Annotated in this window: 13 protein-coding genes and 8 tRNA genes; 17 read left to right on the top strand and 4 right to left on the bottom strand. The window is 40.4% G+C overall.

Annotated features, from left to right (window positions below; translation table 11 throughout):
* Positions 1-31: 31 nt before the first annotated feature.
* The 4 genes from H5183_RS16630 (at position 32) to H5183_RS16615 (ending at position 3,146) form a co-directional block, all read left to right on the top strand.
* Complete coding sequence (locus H5183_RS16630) at positions 32-850, top strand: ABC transporter permease subunit (protein WP_145242314.1); 819 nt, start codon at positions 32-34, stop codon at positions 848-850.
* Complete coding sequence (locus H5183_RS16625) at positions 847-1,761, top strand: ABC transporter ATP-binding protein (protein WP_145242312.1); 915 nt, start codon at positions 847-849, stop codon at positions 1,759-1,761. The genes H5183_RS16630 and H5183_RS16625 overlap by 4 nt, the downstream gene beginning before the upstream one ends.
* A complete protein-coding gene (locus tag H5183_RS16620) occupies positions 1,761-2,135 on the top strand; it encodes a PH domain-containing protein (protein ID WP_145242310.1) in 375 nt (124 codons plus the stop codon). The genes H5183_RS16625 and H5183_RS16620 overlap by 1 nt, the downstream gene beginning before the upstream one ends.
* 216 nt (positions 2,136-2,351) lie before the next feature.
* Positions 2,352-3,146: a putative porin gene (locus H5183_RS16615; RefSeq protein ID WP_145242308.1), complete on the top strand. Its 795-nt coding sequence runs from the start codon at positions 2,352-2,354 to the stop codon at positions 3,144-3,146.
* Between the two features lie 86 nt (positions 3,147-3,232).
* Here H5183_RS16615 and H5183_RS16610 read toward each other — a convergent pair whose 3' ends face one another.
* The gene (locus tag H5183_RS16610) at positions 3,233-5,077 is read right to left on the bottom strand and encodes a M2 family metallopeptidase (protein ID WP_182732229.1); all 1,845 of its coding nucleotides are present in this window, start codon (positions 5,075-5,077) and stop codon (positions 3,233-3,235) included.
* Positions 5,078-5,257: 180 nt separating this feature from the next.
* On the opposite strand from H5183_RS16610, the gene H5183_RS16605 reads away from it, so the two are divergent.
* Positions 5,258-7,534, top strand: a complete 2,277-nt coding sequence (locus H5183_RS16605) for an acyl-CoA dehydrogenase (RefSeq protein WP_182732228.1) — start codon at positions 5,258-5,260, stop codon at positions 7,532-7,534.
* A gap of 68 nt (positions 7,535-7,602) precedes the next feature.
* Here the strand turns inward: H5183_RS16605 and H5183_RS16600 are convergent, their stop codons facing one another.
* Together H5183_RS16600 and cysK are read right to left on the bottom strand one after the other, a co-directional pair.
* The gene (locus H5183_RS16600; RefSeq protein WP_404936107.1) at positions 7,603-7,998 is read right to left on the bottom strand and encodes a hypothetical protein; all 396 of its coding nucleotides are present in this window, start codon (positions 7,996-7,998) and stop codon (positions 7,603-7,605) included.
* 187 nt (positions 7,999-8,185) lie between these two features.
* On the bottom strand, positions 8,186-9,154 hold the full coding sequence (gene cysK / locus H5183_RS16595) for a cysteine synthase A (RefSeq protein WP_145242300.1): 969 nt from the start codon (positions 9,152-9,154) through the stop codon (positions 8,186-8,188).
* A gap of 423 nt (positions 9,155-9,577) precedes the next feature.
* On the opposite strand from cysK, the gene H5183_RS16590 reads away from it, so the two are divergent.
* The 12 genes from H5183_RS16590 (at position 9,578) to H5183_RS16535 (ending at position 15,134) form a co-directional block, all read left to right on the top strand.
* Positions 9,578-10,729 (top strand): dicarboxylate/amino acid:cation symporter, encoded by a 1,152-nt coding sequence (locus tag H5183_RS16590; RefSeq protein WP_182732226.1) that lies wholly within the window; start codon positions 9,578-9,580, stop codon positions 10,727-10,729.
* 108 nt (positions 10,730-10,837) lie between these two features.
* Complete coding sequence (gene uvrY, locus H5183_RS16585; RefSeq protein WP_016707677.1) at positions 10,838-11,488, top strand: UvrY/SirA/GacA family response regulator transcription factor; 651 nt, start codon at positions 10,838-10,840, stop codon at positions 11,486-11,488.
* A 9-nt stretch (positions 11,489-11,497) separates the two neighbouring features.
* Positions 11,498-13,321: an excinuclease ABC subunit UvrC gene (gene uvrC, locus H5183_RS16580; protein WP_182732225.1), complete on the top strand. Its 1,824-nt coding sequence runs from the start codon at positions 11,498-11,500 to the stop codon at positions 13,319-13,321.
* Between the two features lie 42 nt (positions 13,322-13,363).
* A complete protein-coding gene (pgsA, locus tag H5183_RS16575; RefSeq protein WP_145242294.1) occupies positions 13,364-13,909 on the top strand; it encodes a CDP-diacylglycerol--glycerol-3-phosphate 3-phosphatidyltransferase in 546 nt (181 codons plus the stop codon).
* A 216-nt stretch (positions 13,910-14,125) separates the two neighbouring features.
* A tRNA-Gly gene (locus tag H5183_RS16570) sits at positions 14,126-14,201 on the top strand.
* A gap of 26 nt (positions 14,202-14,227) precedes the next feature.
* Positions 14,228-14,301: transfer RNA gene (locus H5183_RS16565), tRNA-Cys, on the top strand.
* 36 nt (positions 14,302-14,337) lie between these two features.
* Positions 14,338-14,424, top strand: a tRNA-Leu gene (locus tag H5183_RS16560).
* Between the two features lie 66 nt (positions 14,425-14,490).
* Positions 14,491-14,566 (top strand) — tRNA-Gly (locus tag H5183_RS16555).
* Positions 14,567-14,605: 39 nt separating this feature from the next.
* A tRNA-Leu gene (locus H5183_RS16550) sits at positions 14,606-14,692 on the top strand.
* Between the two features lie 150 nt (positions 14,693-14,842).
* Positions 14,843-14,918, top strand: a tRNA-Gly gene (locus H5183_RS16545).
* 18 nt (positions 14,919-14,936) lie between these two features.
* A tRNA-Cys gene (locus H5183_RS16540) sits at positions 14,937-15,010 on the top strand.
* Positions 15,011-15,047: 37 nt separating this feature from the next.
* Positions 15,048-15,134, top strand: a tRNA-Leu gene (locus tag H5183_RS16535).
* Positions 15,135-16,065: 931 nt separating this feature from the next.
* Here H5183_RS16535 and H5183_RS16530 read toward each other — a convergent pair.
* On the bottom strand, positions 16,066-17,487 hold the full coding sequence (locus tag H5183_RS16530) for a sodium:alanine symporter family protein (RefSeq protein WP_149983426.1): 1,422 nt from the start codon (positions 17,485-17,487) through the stop codon (positions 16,066-16,068).
* Positions 17,488-17,910: the final 423 nt, after the last annotated feature.

Here is a 17,910-nt window from a genome sequence, read left to right as displayed (position 1 = left end):
TAAGCTGTATATAGATTAATAAGGAATATCTGTGACGCAACTCCACCCTCAGCGATTATTAAAGATTGCCCAGTTTGAACTAGTGAGATTATTTTTGACCAAGCGCGGCTTACTTGCTGTTGCCGCATTTTCGATTTGTTGGTTATTGATTTTACGTTATCCGATAGGTCAAGCTGTCAGCTTAATTAGTTCGCCCCAAATAGCCGATTTAGCACAACAAGTGTTTGGCGCTATTGGGCTGAGTAAATTACTCGATTGGCCTGAAGCTGAATTAGCTATGTATTGGTTAATTGCATTGTATAGCTTTCCCAGCTTTTGCTTGTTTTTATGTAGCGACCAACTTGTTGGTGATAAACAACGAGGAACACTACGCTTTTTATCTCTTAGAGCTACCCGTAATGAAATGTTATTTGGCCGCTTTTTAGGACAGGTATTTATTTTAGCAGCATTACTACTTGTTACCTTGGTAGCTTCAGTTGCGGTTATGGTATTTAGAGATCCAGCATTATTAGTCAGTGGCATAAGTCGCAGCTTTATTTTGTTCTGTTATTTATTAATTGCTGTTTTGCCCTTTATAGCACTAATGACGTTGTTAAATACTTTTGCACGCTCAGCGCGTTTAACTGTAGTGCTTGCAGTATTATTTTTTGCTGGCGGAAATATTGTGGTCAGTATTTTAAGCTGGCAAATACCCGTTTTGGCAATGCTTGATTATGTTTTCCCTGGCGTACAACTTGATCAAATGGCAGGACAAAACGCAGGAATATTTAATAGCATTGGCATTCCGTTAATACAAACTACCGTGATGCTAGCGATTGCTCAGCGTATTTTTGCAAGGAGTTCTCTATGAGCACACTAATACACGCAACAGGTTTAACTAAGCAGTATGGTAATAAATTGGCCCTTGATCAGGTAAGTTTTGAGATACAACAAGGTGCGCCAGTAGCACTGGTTGGGCCAAATGGTGCAGGCAAAACCACCTTGTTTAGTTTGTTATGCGGTTATATTTTACCAACAAAAGGCACGCTCAATATTATTGGACATAATCCAGGCAGTAGTGAATTGTTTGGCAAGCTCAGTGCGTTACCGCAAGATGCTCAACTTGATCCGCGCTTTAGTATCGCTCACCAACTGGCGTTTTATGGCCAGCTACAAGGGCTGTCAAATAAGCAAAGCCAAGCAGAAGCGATCCGCGTACTTGAGTTAGTCGGACTAGCTGACGTTGCTAAACAGCGTTCTGATGATTTATCACATGGAATGCGTAAACGTGTCACCATAGGTCAAGCGCTGATCGGGAAACCACAAATAGTCATGCTGGATGAAGCAACCGCTGGGCTTGATCCTATTCATGCTCGCGAAGTACGCGAAGTGGTTGCGAATCTTAGCAGTGAGGCTACCTTTATTTTAAGTTCGCATGATTTAACTGAACTAGAACGCTTATGTTCACATGTACTGCACCTTGATAAAGGTAAGCTCACAGAGCATCCAACGCACAGTGATAATAGCGAACTAGAGTCTGGATTTATTACATTGTTATTGAGCGAGCATTACCCGGATGTTGAAGAGAAAATACAAGCTTTAGCAGAAGTGTCTAAAGTGTATATGAGCCAAGCTAAAGAATATGTTATCGAGTACCAAAAAACGGCGACACCATTTGATATCACCATACTGCAACATTGTTATCAGCAAGGTTGGCGGTATCGCCAATTGGTAAACGGCCATACATTAGAAAATCAAATATTTAAACAGGAGCAAATATAATGGGTTTATTAAGTGGTTTAATGGGTAATGCCAGTGAAATTGATGACAATGATTTAGAAAAAGTATTGGCAAATACACTGATTGAAGGTGAACAAGTTGAAAAGGCCTATAAAGTGGTACGTGACATGTTTATTTTTACTAACAAACGTTTAATTTTGTTGGATAAGCAGGGGGTCACTGGCTCAAAAATAGAGATGATCAGTATTGCTTATTCAAAAATTACTAAGTTTAGTAAAGAAAGTGCAGGTCATTTTGATTTAGATGCTGAATTAAAAATTTGGGTTGGCTCTGATCCAACACCGATCAGCAAAGACTTTAAATCGGGTGATAATATCAATGATGTGTACCGGATAATCAGCCAGTACGCGCTTTGATCATAATTGAGCTTTTAAAACGGTAGCGATTAACATTCCTATTCGCTACCTTTTTTTTACATTTCCTTACATCCACTTACATTTTTATAATAAAATACAAGCACTTAGTTAAGTTTCAATTCAGTTTGCTCGCGTTAGGATGTGCCCCGTCTTAACCAATCGGTTAAACGTTAAACCTTGTAGCAATAAAACAATGTAAAATAGGGAAATCTTTTTATGAAAAAATTAGCAGTTATTATTTCGAGTATTCTTCTTTCTAGTGCCGCGACTGCTGCGGATAACTATCAGTCAATCAGCCATTTAGGATATATGGATACCGATGGCAACGACACAGTTAGTGTTGATTCAAAATATTACTTCTCACCAAAAGCAACATTAGGTCCTTACGATCAATTTGAGTATATTAACAAGCAAACCAACGTATATGGTTCATACATTGATAATGACTTTAGCGATGTAACAACTATCGGTGGTGAGTACTTTGTTGAAAATTTTGTGGTAGGTGCTCAATATAGCAACCTTGATGTTGATTCTGTTTCAAGCAAAGACGTATTTAATGTATCAGCAGGTTACTTTTTTAATCCAAATTTATTATTAAAAGCGACATTCATTGACGTTGAAGATGGCGAAAATTCAGTAATATTTGATCTTGCTTATGATCATAAACTTAATAGCACAGATTACATCGGTTTCACTGTAACATCTGATGACGAGTTTGATTACCGCGCTGTGAACGCTAAATACTTCATGGATCTTAAGCAAGGTAACTACCTAACTGTTGAAGGTACTATTTCAGATACTGACGACAGTGGTAGTTCATGGGAATTAGGTTCTAATTACTACTTCACTAAAGCGACATCAGCGTTTGTTACATTTAATAAAAACGATGATTACACTTTTGGTGCTCAACATTTCTTCAACAAAAATGTTGGCTTAAAAGCTGGTTACGGCAATAACTGGGATGATTCTGGTTATGACGCTTACTTTGCAAATGTAAGCTTACAGTTCTAATCAAACTGTAATACTAGTACTGCAATACTAAAAAAGCCCGCTCAATTGAGCGGGCTTTTGCATTTTTGTTATTTAACTAAGTTTACTTACCAACCACATTGTCGGCCTTTATTTTGCTCATCAAGGTATTTTTGCAGTGGCGCAAAGTAATCAAGTAGGGCTGTTGCATCCATTTCAGGTTTACCTGTTACGGTGGCTAATGCTTCTTGCCAAGGGCGGCTTGAACCCATTTCTAGCATAGCATTGAGTTTTTCACCTGCTTCTTTAGAGTTGTATACTGAGCAGCGATGAATGGCTTCTTTGTTACCTGCTATTTCACATAAACTACGGTGGAAATCAAACTGTAAAATATGCGCTAAGAAGTAACGTGTATATGGTGTATTACCTGGCACATGATATTTTGCACCTGGATCAAAGTCAGCTTCGCTTCGTGTGATAGGTGCTTTTACACCTTGGTATTTTTCACGTAATTCCCACCATGCCTTATTGTAGTTTTCAGGGGTTACTGCACCTGAAAATACTTGCCAACGCCATTGGTCCACAAGTAAACCAAATGGAATAAACGCTACTTTATCTAGCGCCATTTTCATCAGTAAGCCAATGTCTTTCGATTCATCAGGCACTTGCTCTAATAAACCAATTTCTTTTAAGTAACCAGGTGTTACCGAAAGCGCAATAGTATCGCCAATGGCTTCGTGGAAACCGTCGTTAGCACTTTCTTGATAATAAAGCGGTTGGGTATTGTAAGCGCGTTGATAAAAGTTGTGACCTAACTCATGGTGAATAACTGAGAATTCTTCACCAGTACGCTGAATACACATTTTAATGCGTAAATCGTCTTTACTATCTATATTCCACGCTGAAGCATGGCACTGTACATCACGATCGGCAGGTTTAGTGAATAACGAACGTTGGTAAAAGGTGTCAGGTAAAGGTGCAAATCCCATTGAGGTGAAAAATTTTTCAGCGCCGCGTACCATTTTAAGTTCATCGTAGTTATGCTCGGCTAATAATGCGGTTACATCATAACCAGGATCGGCATTTTCAGGTGCGACTACATCATAAATGTTGCCCCACGATTGCGCCCACATATTACCTAATAAATGCGCTGGGATAGGTTGGTCTTGGGGTACTTTGTCTTCACCGTATTTTTCACCTAACTTAGCACGAACATGACAATGCAGCGAATCATATAATGGTTTTACTTGCCCCCAAATACGATCAAGTTCTTTGGCAAAATCATCTGCTGGCATATCATACTTACTACGCCACATTGCACCAGTGTCTGCATAACCAAGCTCTTTAGCGCCTTCATTGGTTAATACAACTTGTTGTTCATACAGTGGACGCATTGGTTTTGATACCTGGCGCCAACCTTGCCATAAATCAAGCAGTTCGTTGTAATCACGGCTGGTGGCCATTGTTGCAGTCATATCACCTAGGCTTAAACAGCTGCCATCGTCTTTACAATATTTACCTTTACCATATATACCGCCAAGTTCAGCCACAAGCTGTGATAGTTTTGCTGTTTTTTCTGCATCTTGTGGGGCAGGTAAAGTCAGTGCCAGTTTTAATTTGTCGAGTTTACGACGTGCGTCATAATCAAGTTCGAGAGAGTCAAACTGTGCAGCTTCGTTAGCAAGGCGAACCACCGCTTCGGTCATTTTACGATTTACTTCAGCTGATAGTGCTGATGTATCATGCGTTATAAAGTTAGCGTAAATCCATTCCGCGCGACTTGATTCTAGATATAAAGCACTGAGCTCTTGCTCTGTTGTATCTAAAAAGGCTTGCGCGTCTTTTGCAGTTACCGGCGCAGGGCTTGCAACTTGAGTTACTGTGTTAGTGGCTTCTTGGTTACAGCCGCTCAATGCTAATGTGCTGGCAACCATTATTGCGCTCAAACTGAGCTTAAAATGTGGAGTAGTCATGTTGGTCCTTATATTTGTTATTTATCGTGTAGGATGATAGCAGCGTCTATGTGTTAGGCAAAGTTTATCAATAACCGACTCTTAAGCTCAGGCCATGCGAGTTTATAGTGGCATTGTATTTATTAAAGGATCGGTCATAATTAAGTCAATCTGTTTTATTAATTAATAAGGATAGTTTCCATGTCAGTGTTTATTTTGTTACTGGTGTTGGTGATAGTTATTTTTGCGGTTAAAGATATCCGCTTAAATCTCGTCAGCCGCCCGACATTTAAAATGTTTAAAAAGGTATTACCGCCGCTTTCGCAAACTGAGCGTGAAGCGATGGAAGCGGGCGACGTGTGGTGGGATGGAGAACTATTTAGTGGCAATCCTGATTGGCAATTACTTCACAGCTACCCAAAGCCAGAGTTGAGCGAAAAAGAGCGAATATTTTTAGACAATGAAGTGGAAACACTGTTGGCGATGCTTGATGACTATCACATTGTGCAAAAAGATAAAGACTTGCCAAAAGAAGTATGGGATTACCTAAAGACCCAAGGTTTCTTTGCGCTGATCATTCCCGAGAAATTTGGCGGACGCCAGTTTTCAGCAATCGCAAACTCAACCATTGTAGCTAAAATCGCCACTAAAAGCTTAACAGCAGCAGTGACAGTGATGGTGCCCAATAGCTTAGGCCCTGGGGAATTACTATTACATTATGGTACAAAAGAGCAGCAAGAGCGCTGGTTACCTTCACTTGCGAAGGGGGATGATGTGCCGTGTTTTGCTCTAACAGGCCCTGAAGCCGGCTCTGATGCTGGCAGTATTCCTGACTCTGGCGTAGTTTGTAAGGGTGAGTTTGAAGGCCAAGAAGTTGTAGGCTTACGATTAAATTGGTCAAAACGCTATATTACGCTTGCACCCGTAGCAACGGTTCTTGGACTTGCTTTTAAAATGTATGATCCCGATGGATTACTTGGTAAACATAAAGAGCTAGGTATAACCTGTGCGCTGATCCCAACAGATCACCCTGGTGTGGAAACGGGGGAGCGCCATTATCCATTGAATATGGCGTTTATGAATGGCACAACCTACGGTAAAGATGTATTTATTCCTCTTGATTGGATCATTGGCGGTCAAAAAGGGGCAGGACGAGGTTGGCGGATGTTGGTTGAGTGCTTAAGTGCCGGGCGCGGTATTTCATTACCAGCATTGAGCAGTGCAACAGGGCATTTATGTGCCCGTATGACATCGGCCTATGCAATGGTACGTCAACAATTTGGTGTTTCTATCGGGCAGTTTGAAGGCGTGCAAGAGGCGCTGGCTCGCATTGGTGGACTAACCTATAGTCTTGAATCATGCCGCTTAATGACTGCCGGAGCCATTGATTTAAAATTAAGCCCATCAGTGGTGACTGCGATTGCCAAATATCATATGACAGAGATGGGCCGTACGGTAATGAATGATGCTATGGACATTCATTCAGGTAAGGGGATCCAAGTGGGGCCAAATAACTATTTAGCGCACGGTTATATGGGCATTCCAGTATCAATTACCGTTGAAGGGGCGAATATATTAACCCGTAATCTGATGATCTTCGGTCAAGGTGCAACTCGTTGCCACCCATTTGTACTCAAAGAAATGGAAGCCGCAGCAATGGAAGATGACGATCTCGCGTTAAAAGAATTTGATTCATTATTACTGCAGCATATTTTATTTACCGCTACTAATGCGAGTATGGCTTTTATACATGGATTAACGCGAAGCTATTTTGCAAAATCGCCCGTTTGTGGTGAGACTGCTTCATATTATAAGCAATTAGGGCGTATGAGCCGAGGACTTGCCTTTAGCACTGATGTGGCAATGTTAGTACTTGGTGGTGAGCTTAAACGTAAAGAGATGATTTCAGCGCGTTTAGGGGATGTCTTAAGCCACTTATACTTAGCATCTTGTGTATTAAAACGTTTTGAAGACGAGGGGCGTCAACAAGCTGATCTTCCGTTCGTAAAATATGCGGTTGAATTGTCACTGTTTGAAATTGGCCAAGCATTTGACGGTTTTTTCAAAAACTTTTCAAACCCGGTTATTAACTTCATCCTAAAACGTATTGTATTTCCGCTTGGTAATCATTACCAGCGCCCAAGTGATGAACTTGCACAAACAATTTGTGAGCATATGACGCAACCAGGGGTATTTAGAAACCGCTTAACTCATTTATGTTATGTGGATGATAAAGCGGGTACTGGTGTGATGGAGAATGCATTTATAGCGATGCATGATACCAGCGCCGCCTTCAAACGATTGAAGAAATGGCAACGTGACGGCACACTTAACCGTAATGCTAATATAGCAACTGCAATCGACAGTGCGCTTGAAAAACAGTTAATAACTGATGAGCAAGGCGAAAAGCTACATGCTGCAAATAACCTACGCAAACAGGCTATTGCGGTAGATAATTATCAGCCAGGTGAACTGTAATAGCGAAAACTAACAAGCCTTGCTGCGAGCAAGGCTTGTTAAGCGGTCTAAATATTTAATATAAAGCGTTAGCGTGCAAATGGATCGGCATTTATTTTATCAACGTACCAATTGCCTTTTTTACGCACCATTTTTACGCTGCGCATATCATCAACTTTATTCCCATTGAAGTGGCCTGTGAAAATAAGGTTGATATTGGCTGTATCGCCATATTGTTCTCTTAAACTCATATTAGTCATATCAACTTCAATTACTACATCATCGTATTGCATGTTGACTAAATTGCGGGCAAATTGTTTTGAGGTGCCGTAAGAGTTCATGATCCGCGCCATTTTAGGTGTGGCCATAGTACTGGCTTTGTTTAGGTCGTTTTCGTTATAAAGCGTATCAAAAAATAGTGCTGCGCTATTTCCTGGAGTATTTTTTTCACCTTTTGGTGAATCTTCATTTCCACAGCCGCTCATTAGCAGTAAAAATGTAGCAGTGCAAAGAGTTATAAATGATTTCATTAGATAAATAGATTTATTAGTGATGATTTAGTGTGTGACGAAATGCGGCAGATGTAAAGTTTACGGTAAGAATTAGTGATGTGAATGCAATAAATAATAAAAAAGGATGCAGTTTGCATCCTTTTTCAAAAGCTATTTAAACTTATTGAACCAGCTCTTGCTCTGAAAACTCTTCAGCAAAAAGTGGGCTTGATAAATAACGCTCAGTTGCACTAGGTAAAATTACTACGACATTTTTACCTGCATTTTCAGGTAACTCCGCAATACGCTTTGCTGCAACAACCGCAGCGCCAGATGAAATACCAACTAATATACCTTCTTTTTTCATCAGCTCATGAGCCATTGCTATACATTCTTCATTAGACACTTGCTCTACACCATCGATCATTGATAGGTCTAAATTACCAGGAATAAAGCCTGCGCCAATACCTTGAATTTTATGTGGCCCAGGTTTAATTTCTTCACCCGCGAGTGTTTGGCTGATCACTGGCGAATTAGTTGGTTCAACAGCGATTGACTTTACATTAAGGCCTTTTTCAAGTTTCAAATAACGGCTGACACCAGTAATTGTACCTCCAGTACCCACACCAGCCACAAAGAAATCAACTTTTCCATCTAATGCATTAAAGATTTCTGGGCCTGTTGTTTCAAAGTGAATTTTAGGGTTTGCAGGGTTTTCGAATTGTTGTAATAAAATAAACTTTTCAGGGGCTGATGCTTGAATTTCCTTTGCCTTAGCGATCGCACCGTTCATACCTTTAGCACCATCTGTTAAGACTAAATTAGCACCTAATGCTTTTAGTAACTTACGACGTTCAAGACTCATGGTGTTTGGCATTGTAAGCGTAAGTTTGTATCCACGCGAGGCCGCAACAAACGCCAAAGCGATACCTGTGTTACCTGAAGTTGGTTCAATCAGCTCTTTATCTTTAGTCAGCTCACCTGATTTTTCAGCTTCCCAGATCATTGATGCACCAATACGGCATTTAATGCTAAAGCTAGGATTACGAGATTCTATTTTAGCAAAAACATTACCTGTCGTTACACGGTTTAGTTTTACTAACGGTGTGTTACCAATACTGAGTGAGTTATCTTCAAAAATAGTAGACATAATGTTCCCTTAGGTGCAATTTATTCAATCGTGACCGATTTTTATTGTAAATCGATCTGTAATAGTGACACTTTACTGCTGAATTAAAAAAACTAAAGTAAAGTTTGGCTATAAGATATATCTATTCGGCTTATAACTGAATGAAATAAAAACAGCGACAGCTTGTATGTATAGTTATTAAAACAAAAATACTATCAGGTATGCTGACATAGGATTATTAGGGATACAAATACTGACCAAAATTTATATGCGCTAGATCATAATGAATTGCCTAGTAGATATTATAATGAACAAATTAGACGGGCGTTTAACGCTAAAAGTGATTGTATTTTGTGCAAACAGGCTGTTGTTGAGCGGTTTTATGATACATATAATTAAAAACATGCTAAAACCTCACCCATCAAAATTTATGAAGTGATGACAATGACGTTAATCTTAAAATTAATTGCCGGTATATTGGCCGGTATTTTAGTGGGTTTATATGTTCCACTAACGGGAGTTGAACTCCTTTACACGGTAAAAGAAATAATTGGCCAACTGATCACTTTTACTATTCCACTAATTATTTTATTTTTTATAGCATCAGGTATTGCTGGTTTACCAAAAGGCTCAGGCCATCTGTTAGGTAAAACCGTTGGTTTCGCCTACGGTTCGACCATTATTGCAGGCACATTAGCAGTGATGGTTGTTAGTGCAATTATTCCGTTATTTGATGGCGGTTTAACCTTCGAAGCTGAAATAGCCACCGAAGTGGCAAGTTTTATTGATTTAGAGATCCCACCATTGATGGGTGTTATGACTGCGCTTGCGACAGCGTTTGTGTTTGGTATCGGTATGAGCCAATTAGAGCTAGAGACCTTGAAAAAAGTATCGGATCAGGGCCGCGATGTGATTGATGGTTTGCTAGCAAAAGTTATTATCCCAGCATTACCGTTTTATATTGCAGGTGTGTTTGCTGAGATGACAGTTGCAGGCACTGTTGTTGATACCTTACAAACGTTTGGTGTGGTGTTGATTGCTGCATTAATCATGCATTGGGTATGGTTGACTATTCTTTATATCGGTACGGGTATCTTATTAAAACGCAACCCAGTTGAATTAATTAAAAATATGCTCCCAGCTTACTTTACAGCCTTAGGCACTATGTCTAGTGCTGCGACTATTCCAGTGTCTTTACGCTCAAGCAAAGCAAATAATGTAAAAGAAGATGTTGCTAACTTTACTGTACCTTTGTGTGCGACTATTCATCTATCTGGCTCAACGATCACTATCGTAACTTGCGCGATGGCGGTGATGTTTTTATCACCAAACATGGATGTACCATCATTATTTGGGATGTTGCCGTTTATTATGATGCTAGGTGTGGTAATGATTGCCGCACCGGGTGCTCCGGGCGGAGCTGTCATGTCTGCGCTGGGTTTGTTAACCAGTATGCTCGGTTTCAATGAAGGTGCTGTGGCGTTAATGATAGCGCTTTATTTGGCTCAGGATAGTTTTGGTACAGCCTGTAATGTTACCGGTGATGGTGTAATTGCTTTGTGGGTTGACCGCTTCAGTGAAAAAACGCCATCTTAAATTAGTTATCTGAAACGATAATTGAGTTATCGTTTCAGATTTTCTGTGTTAGTGTGACCAATTAAATTGTCATATTGACGTGCTGTTAGGTTATATGAGGGTGTCCCATTGATTAATGTACTTTTAGTTGATGACCATGAGCTCGTACGAACGGGTATCAAACGTATTTTAGATGATGTTCGTGGGTTTAAAGTAATTGGTGAAGCTAAAACAGGTGAAGAAGCGGTACAATTTTGCCGTCAGCATTCTCCTGATATTGTGCTAATGGACATGAATATGCCAGGTATTGGCGGATTAGAAGCGACCAAGAAAATTTGTCGCTATTGCCCTGATGTGAAAATTATTGTACTAACAGTACATTGTGAAGACCCATTCCCAAGTAAAGTGATGCAAATTGGCGCTCATGGTTACTTAACCAAAGGGGCGGGCTCTGATGAAATGGTTAATGCAATTCGCGCAGTAAATGCAGGGCAACGCTATATTGCACCAGAAATAGCTCAACAAATTGCCCTTGCGCAAGTGACGGGTCGTACTGATGAAAGTCCATTTCAGAGTTTATCTGAACGTGAATTACAGATCATGTTAATGATCACTAAAGGTGAAAAAGTACAAGACATTGCCGAACGCCTTAATTTAAGTTCTAAAACAGTGAACAGCTATCGCTATAGAATGTTTGAAAAGCTGAATGTGGGTGGTGATGTTGAATTAACTCATTTGGCTATTCGTCATAAGATGATCGACATCGACAGCGCCCACTAGTGTTGCCCCATGGCAGAATTTGATCACGCCCATTTCTTAAAAACACTATCAAGCGAACCCGGCGTTTATCGGATGCTTGATAGTGATGATAAAGTTATTTATGTTGGTAAAGCTAAAAACCTTAAAAAACGTGTTAGTAGCTATTTTCGTAGCAATGTCACGGATGGCAAGACTCGCGCTTTAGTCAGTAACATTAGTGATATTGACATCACTTTAACCAATACTGAAACCGAAGCTTTACTGCTTGAAAATAACTTAATAAAAAAATATCAGCCACGTTACAATATTTTACTGCGTGATGATAAATCCTATCCGTATATTTTATTAACTGCTCACAAACATCCAAGACTTGCATTTCATCGCGGTAGCCGCAAAGTAAAAGGCGAGTATTTTGGGCCATTTCCAAGCGCTGGGGCTGTCTCTGAAAGTTTGCAGTTAATGCAGAAAATATTTCCTGTTCGTCAATGTGAAGATGCGTATTATCGCGTTCGCAGCCGACCTTGTTTGCAATTTCAGCTAAAACGTTGTTCTGCACCCTGCGTGAATGAAGTGAGTGACGATGAATACAATCAGCAAGTTGATTTTGTACGTAAATTTTTGACTGGCAAATCTCATGAAGTCATCGCAGCGTTGATCTCTAAAATGGAAGCTGCGAGCCACGCTTTACAATTTGAACTAGCGGCTAAAGTACGCGATCAAATAATGCTACTGCGTAAAATGCAAGAGCAACAATCGATATCAGGTAATTATGCCGAAATGGATGTTGTGGGTTTTGCTCATTTAAATGGCCTCAATGGCATTCATTTGTTGATGATCCGCGATCATAAAGTACTCGGTAGCAAAACGTACTTTCCAAAAGTACCGAAAGATTCACAGCCACAAGAAATACTGGCTTCATTTCTTGGGCAATATTATTTAGCGCCAGGTGCAACAGGGCGAATTGCTAAAGAAGTTATTTTGCCATTTGCACTTGATGAAATTGATGTACTCAGTGAAGCATTAAGCCAAGTGAGTGAACGCAAAGTAACTTTAAAAACAGTTACACGCGGTGAGCGTGCGCAATACTTACAGCTCGCTAATAAGAATGCGCTTAATAGTATTACCGTGAAGCAAAGCACTCAGGATTCGATTAATAAGCGTTACGCACAACTTAAAGCGACGTTAGGGCTTGATGATATTAATCGTATGGAATGTTTTGATATCAGCCATACAATGGGAGAAAACACAGTTGCCAGTTGTGTGGTGTTTGATTCGCAAGGACCGAATAATAAAGAATATCGACGCTTTAATGTCACAGGGATCACCGGAGGTGATGATTATGCTGCAATGGAGTTTGCGTTAAACAAGCGTTACAACAAGTTGGTTGACGAAGATAAAATTCCTGATGTGATTTTTATCGACGGTGGTAAAGGACAACTTTCTCGTGCCGAGCAGTATTTTTCTAATTGGCCACATGCAAAAATGCCGCTGTTAGTCGGTGTGGCAAAAGGCACCAGTCGTAGGCCAGGCCTTGAAACACTATTAATTGATGGTGGTCGGAAAACAATTCCAATGGATTCAGACGCACCAGCGCTACATTTGATCCAACATATTCGCGATGAATCACATCGCTTTGCTATTGCAGGGCACCGTAATAAGCGGCAAAAACAACGCACTCAATCACTATTAGAAGAGATAGGTGGTATCGGCTCGGTACGACGCCAAACATTATTAAAATTTTTAGGGGGCATGCAGGGAGTAAAAGCTGCTAATATAGATCAATTAAAGCAAGTACCCGGGATCAGCTCTGACATGGCTGAGAAGATATTTAACCATTTGCATGACAAGGGCTAGCCCTTCGTGCGAATATAGAAAAAAAGACATCCCCAAGTAGTTATGTGGAATATTCCAAACACACTCACAACATTTAGACTTTTTCTTATCCCCATTTTTTTGGTGGTATTTTATCTGCCTTATTCATGGGCTTTCTTTGCTGCAGCTTTTATTTTCTGGCTTGCATCGATCACTGATATTCTTGATGGCTATCTAGCGCGCAAGCTTGAGCAGTCTACGCCATTTGGTGCATTCTTAGATCCTGTTGCTGATAAAGTGATGGTGTGTACAGCATTGGTTGCTTTAGCTAGTTATTATCAATCAATGTATATGACTATTCCTGCTTTAATCATAATAAGCAGAGAAATTGTTATCTCAGCACTTCGAGAATGGATGGCAGAGCAAGGCAAGCGTGGTAATGTAGCTGTATCAAATATGGGTAAGTTTAAAACTGCTGCGCAAATGTTAGCTATTATTGGACTCATTTGGCAATACGATAGTTGGATGATGTACTTAAGTTATGGCTTACTTTACATTGCGACCTTCTTAACGGTTACTTCTATGCTGCAATATTTGATAGCAGCGTGGTCTGAATTGACTAAAAATTGACTCTAAACGTATAATAACGCACCGTTTTAGATAAAAAATAATCAAACAGTTCAAAACTAGCATTTTTTGTATTGACGCGTTTAATAATCTCTGTAGAATGCGTCCGTGTTGAGAGGGCATAGCCCCCTAGATAAACAAAGTGACACTGGTTAAGTTGCTAGAATGTTTTACCGCGACAAGGTTGCGATGAAACATATTAATACTTACATGCGTTATGCGGCACTAGCTCAGTTGGTAGAGCGCGACCTTGCCAAGGTCGAGGTCACGAGTTCGAGCCTCGTGTGCCGCTCCAGTTTATCAAAGGTTACCCAGTATTGAGGCGGAATGGCAGAGTGGCCATGCACCGGATTGCAAATCCGTTTACCCCGGTTCGACTCCGGGTTCCGCCTCCAATCAACACTCCACACGCTTTAATTAGCAAACTCGATGCCCGAGTGGTGGAATTGGTAGACACAAGGGATTTAAAATCCCTCGACTAACAAGTCGTGCCGGTTCAAGTCCGGCCTCGGGCACCACTTTGTGGTTTAGTTGCATATACCAAATGTAACTTTTAAAAATGTAGTAATTAGAATTAATATGATGCGGCACTAGCTCAGTTGGTAGAGCGCGACCTTGCCAAGGTCGAGGTCACGAGTTCGAGCCTCGTGTGCCGCTCCATATTAGTTTTATCCACTTGCTTTAAATAGCAAACTCGATGCCCGAGTGGTGGAATTGGTAGACACAAGGGATTTAAAATCCCTCGACTAACAAGTCGTGCCGGTTCAAGTCCGGCCTCGGGCACCACTTTAAATTACTCAACCAAGGTAATTTAAAGACGATAAAAAATATTTCTTACAAAGAATTATATCTAATTATGCGGCACTAGCTCAGTTGCCAGAACGTTTACCGCGACATAGTCGCGCACCAACGTACAAATTACTGACAAAGTTTTATGCGGCACTAGCTCAGTTGGTAGAGCGCGACCTTGCCAAGGTCGAGGTCACGAGTTCGAGCCTCGTGTGCCGCTCCAAATTATTTGTTACATTTAGGCGGAATGGCAGAGTGGCCATGCACCGGATTGCAAATCCGTTTACCCCGGTTCGACTCCGGGTTCCGCCTCCAAATAATTACTCCACACGCTTTAATTAGCAAACTCGATGCCCGAGTGGTGGAATTGGTAGACACAAGGGATTTAAAATCCCTCGACTAACAAGTCGTGCCGGTTCAAGTCCGGCCTCGGGCACCACTTTATATTCACTATTACTTCATTTATACCTACAGCGTAAAAAAACACACCCAAAATTGCTTATCTATCTATTAAATTAAACTTTCACCTTATAGCTTTTGTATGCGTTTAACTTTTATCCATAGCGCGTACGGACAATCTTAATACCAAAATATACGCAAATCACTTTGTTGATTGATGCCAGAGAAATTAGCTTAACTAACACTAATACCAATCTGCATAAAGATTAAGTAAATTTGATCCAATCTCTAGAGCATATAATTTTAACCGTATCAGGGACGAAGATGAATTTATTCCACGCTTGCGAAACCTGTTCGACTATTTCTTCATAACCACTAAATACACGATTAGATAGACAGTGTTGTCGTATCCAACTCAATTGTTAAGGTAGTTTGAAATCCATTTTTGACACTGCCGCGTGCTGTATTTGGCCGCTTAGCAATATTCGTTCTGTTTCCACCCTCAAAGAATAATGAAACAGCAAGCAGGCGTATGCGTTTTCTTGCATTAGGCTCTTTACGTGATAAAACTAAAAGTTGTTTGGATTCTTTTAAGTTCAATTCAGTAAAAGTAGATAAGTATCTGTGCGCTAATTAGATCACATAATTTGGCAGATTGGTATAAAAAGCAGCAGGCTTTACTTTTGTGGTGACGCTTGATAAATGGCCAATGCTGAGAACAGTAAAGCGTCACTATGCCAATTGCAGCCGCATGCATACCCAATAGATTCAGAGCAACACTCCTGTGTGGCGCTTCGCTGAAGCATTGTTGAAGCTGTAGCCAGATTTATAAAGCACTCAATAAGGGCCGCGCTTTAGCGATGAATATATTAGACGCTTGTGATAGCAAATCTGAATAACTACTAAGGCATTATTATTTTGATCAAAAAAGGGAGCACATAGGCTCCCTCTTTGATTGTAAATAAGCTTATTTACTTTTTATGCCAAATCCCTTTCGGGATGGTTTGATCAAGCTGAGTATTTTTGGTTGGATCAAATGTTGGTAATTTGCCAGCTTTGCGCTGTGTGGTGTAGTCGTTCGCAAGCCAGATCACCACGCCTGATAACATAAACAGTGCGATAACATTCACGATTGCCATGAGGCCCATCGAAATATCAGCTAAGGTCCAGATCAACCCCAGTTCACTCACAGAGCCAAACATCACCATACCTAATACTATAAGTCTAAAGATCAACATACCATGCTCATGATTATGCTCTAAGAATAATAGATTAGTTTCTGCGTATGAATAGTTAGCAACAATTGAGGTAAAAGCAAAGAATAATATAGCAATCGCAACAAAGATTGTGCCCCAGCTTCCAACATGTTCTTCAAGAGCAGCCTGAGTTAATGCAATACCAGTTACACCTGAGTCAGCTACTAATTGATCAGAGAGCAAAATCAGCGCGGCTGTTGCACTACATATAACAACCGTATCAATAAATACACCAAGCATTTGCACATAACCTTGTGAGGCAGGGTGGGGCGGATTTGGCGTCGCAGTCGCTGCCGCATTTGCTGCGCTACCCATACCTGCTTCATTTGAGAATAAGCCGCGCTTTATTCCTTGGATCATTGCTTGCATAACGCCATAACCAATCGCACCGGCACCCGCTTGCTCAATTCCAAAGGCACTATTAATAATACGCATAAATACAGTCGGTAATTGCTCTGCATTAATAGCGCACACATATAAAGCTACAAGTAAGTAAGCTAATGCCATAAATGGTACAACCAACTCTGCAAAGCGAGAAATAGTTTTCAGGCCACCAAATATAATAATGCCAGAGCCAACGACTAGTACTAAACCAACAACATAGTTTGGAATGTCAAAAGCGACTTTAAATGCAGCGGCTATAGAGTTAGATTGCACTGCATTGAATACTAGGCCAAATGCCAATATCAAACAGAGTGAGAAAACCACCCCCATCCAACGTTTACCCAAACCATATTCCATATAATAAGCAGGGCCTCCTCTGAAATTACCATGTTCATCACGAATCTTATAAGCTTGAGCCAAAGTACTTTCTGCAAAACTCGTTGCCATACCTATTAAGGCAATTAGCCACATCCAGAAAATAGCCCCAGCACCACCTAAATACAGTGCAACAGCAACACCAGCCATATTTCCGGTACCAACACGTGCGGCTAAGGAAGTACAAAAAGCTTGAAAAGATGAAATACCGTTTTTATCACACTGACGAGAATTGAACATGACTTTAATCATGTGGGGGAATTGAACAAATTGAATAAACTTGAGTTTAATAGTAAAAAAGAGTCCTGCCGCTATTAATAGGTAGACGAGAATATGACCCCAAAGCAGCCCACTAATACTATTTATTATATCTATCATGTTATATGCCTAATGAACGAGTTTAAAAAACAGCGGGCAACTTACCATAAGCAAAGCAGATAGTTTAGTGAAACGATGAAAAAAACGAGGTTATCCACAGGCTTCTGTGGGTAAGGTGTCAGTTTCTTTTGGGTATCTTGAGGGTATGAAATAAATGCGAATTTAATGATAAAAACGCTTGCGTAAAATTCGCCGCGCCCTATAATGCGACCCCACTGAGACGGCAGGCAGCAACGCATAGCGAGGCAAGAGTTAATCAGTTAGTCGAGTAAAACTTGAGTTTGGATTTTTAAGAAAGTTTAAAATTAAGTGTTGACAAAAAAATAGGAAAGCGTACTATTCGCAGCCCTAGCGAGATAAAGTTTAACTTTAACCGCAACGTTCTTTAACAATATAAAGCAATCATCTGTGTGGGCACTCGTA

The sequence above is a fragment of the Pseudoalteromonas sp. SR44-8 genome (genome assembly GCF_014163635.1).
In the GTDB taxonomy this organism is placed as follows: Bacteria; Pseudomonadota; Gammaproteobacteria; order Enterobacterales; family Alteromonadaceae; genus Pseudoalteromonas; species Pseudoalteromonas rhizosphaerae.
Note: the sequence above shows the minus strand (reverse complement) of the source record. Positions and strands in the feature narration are given on the sequence as shown.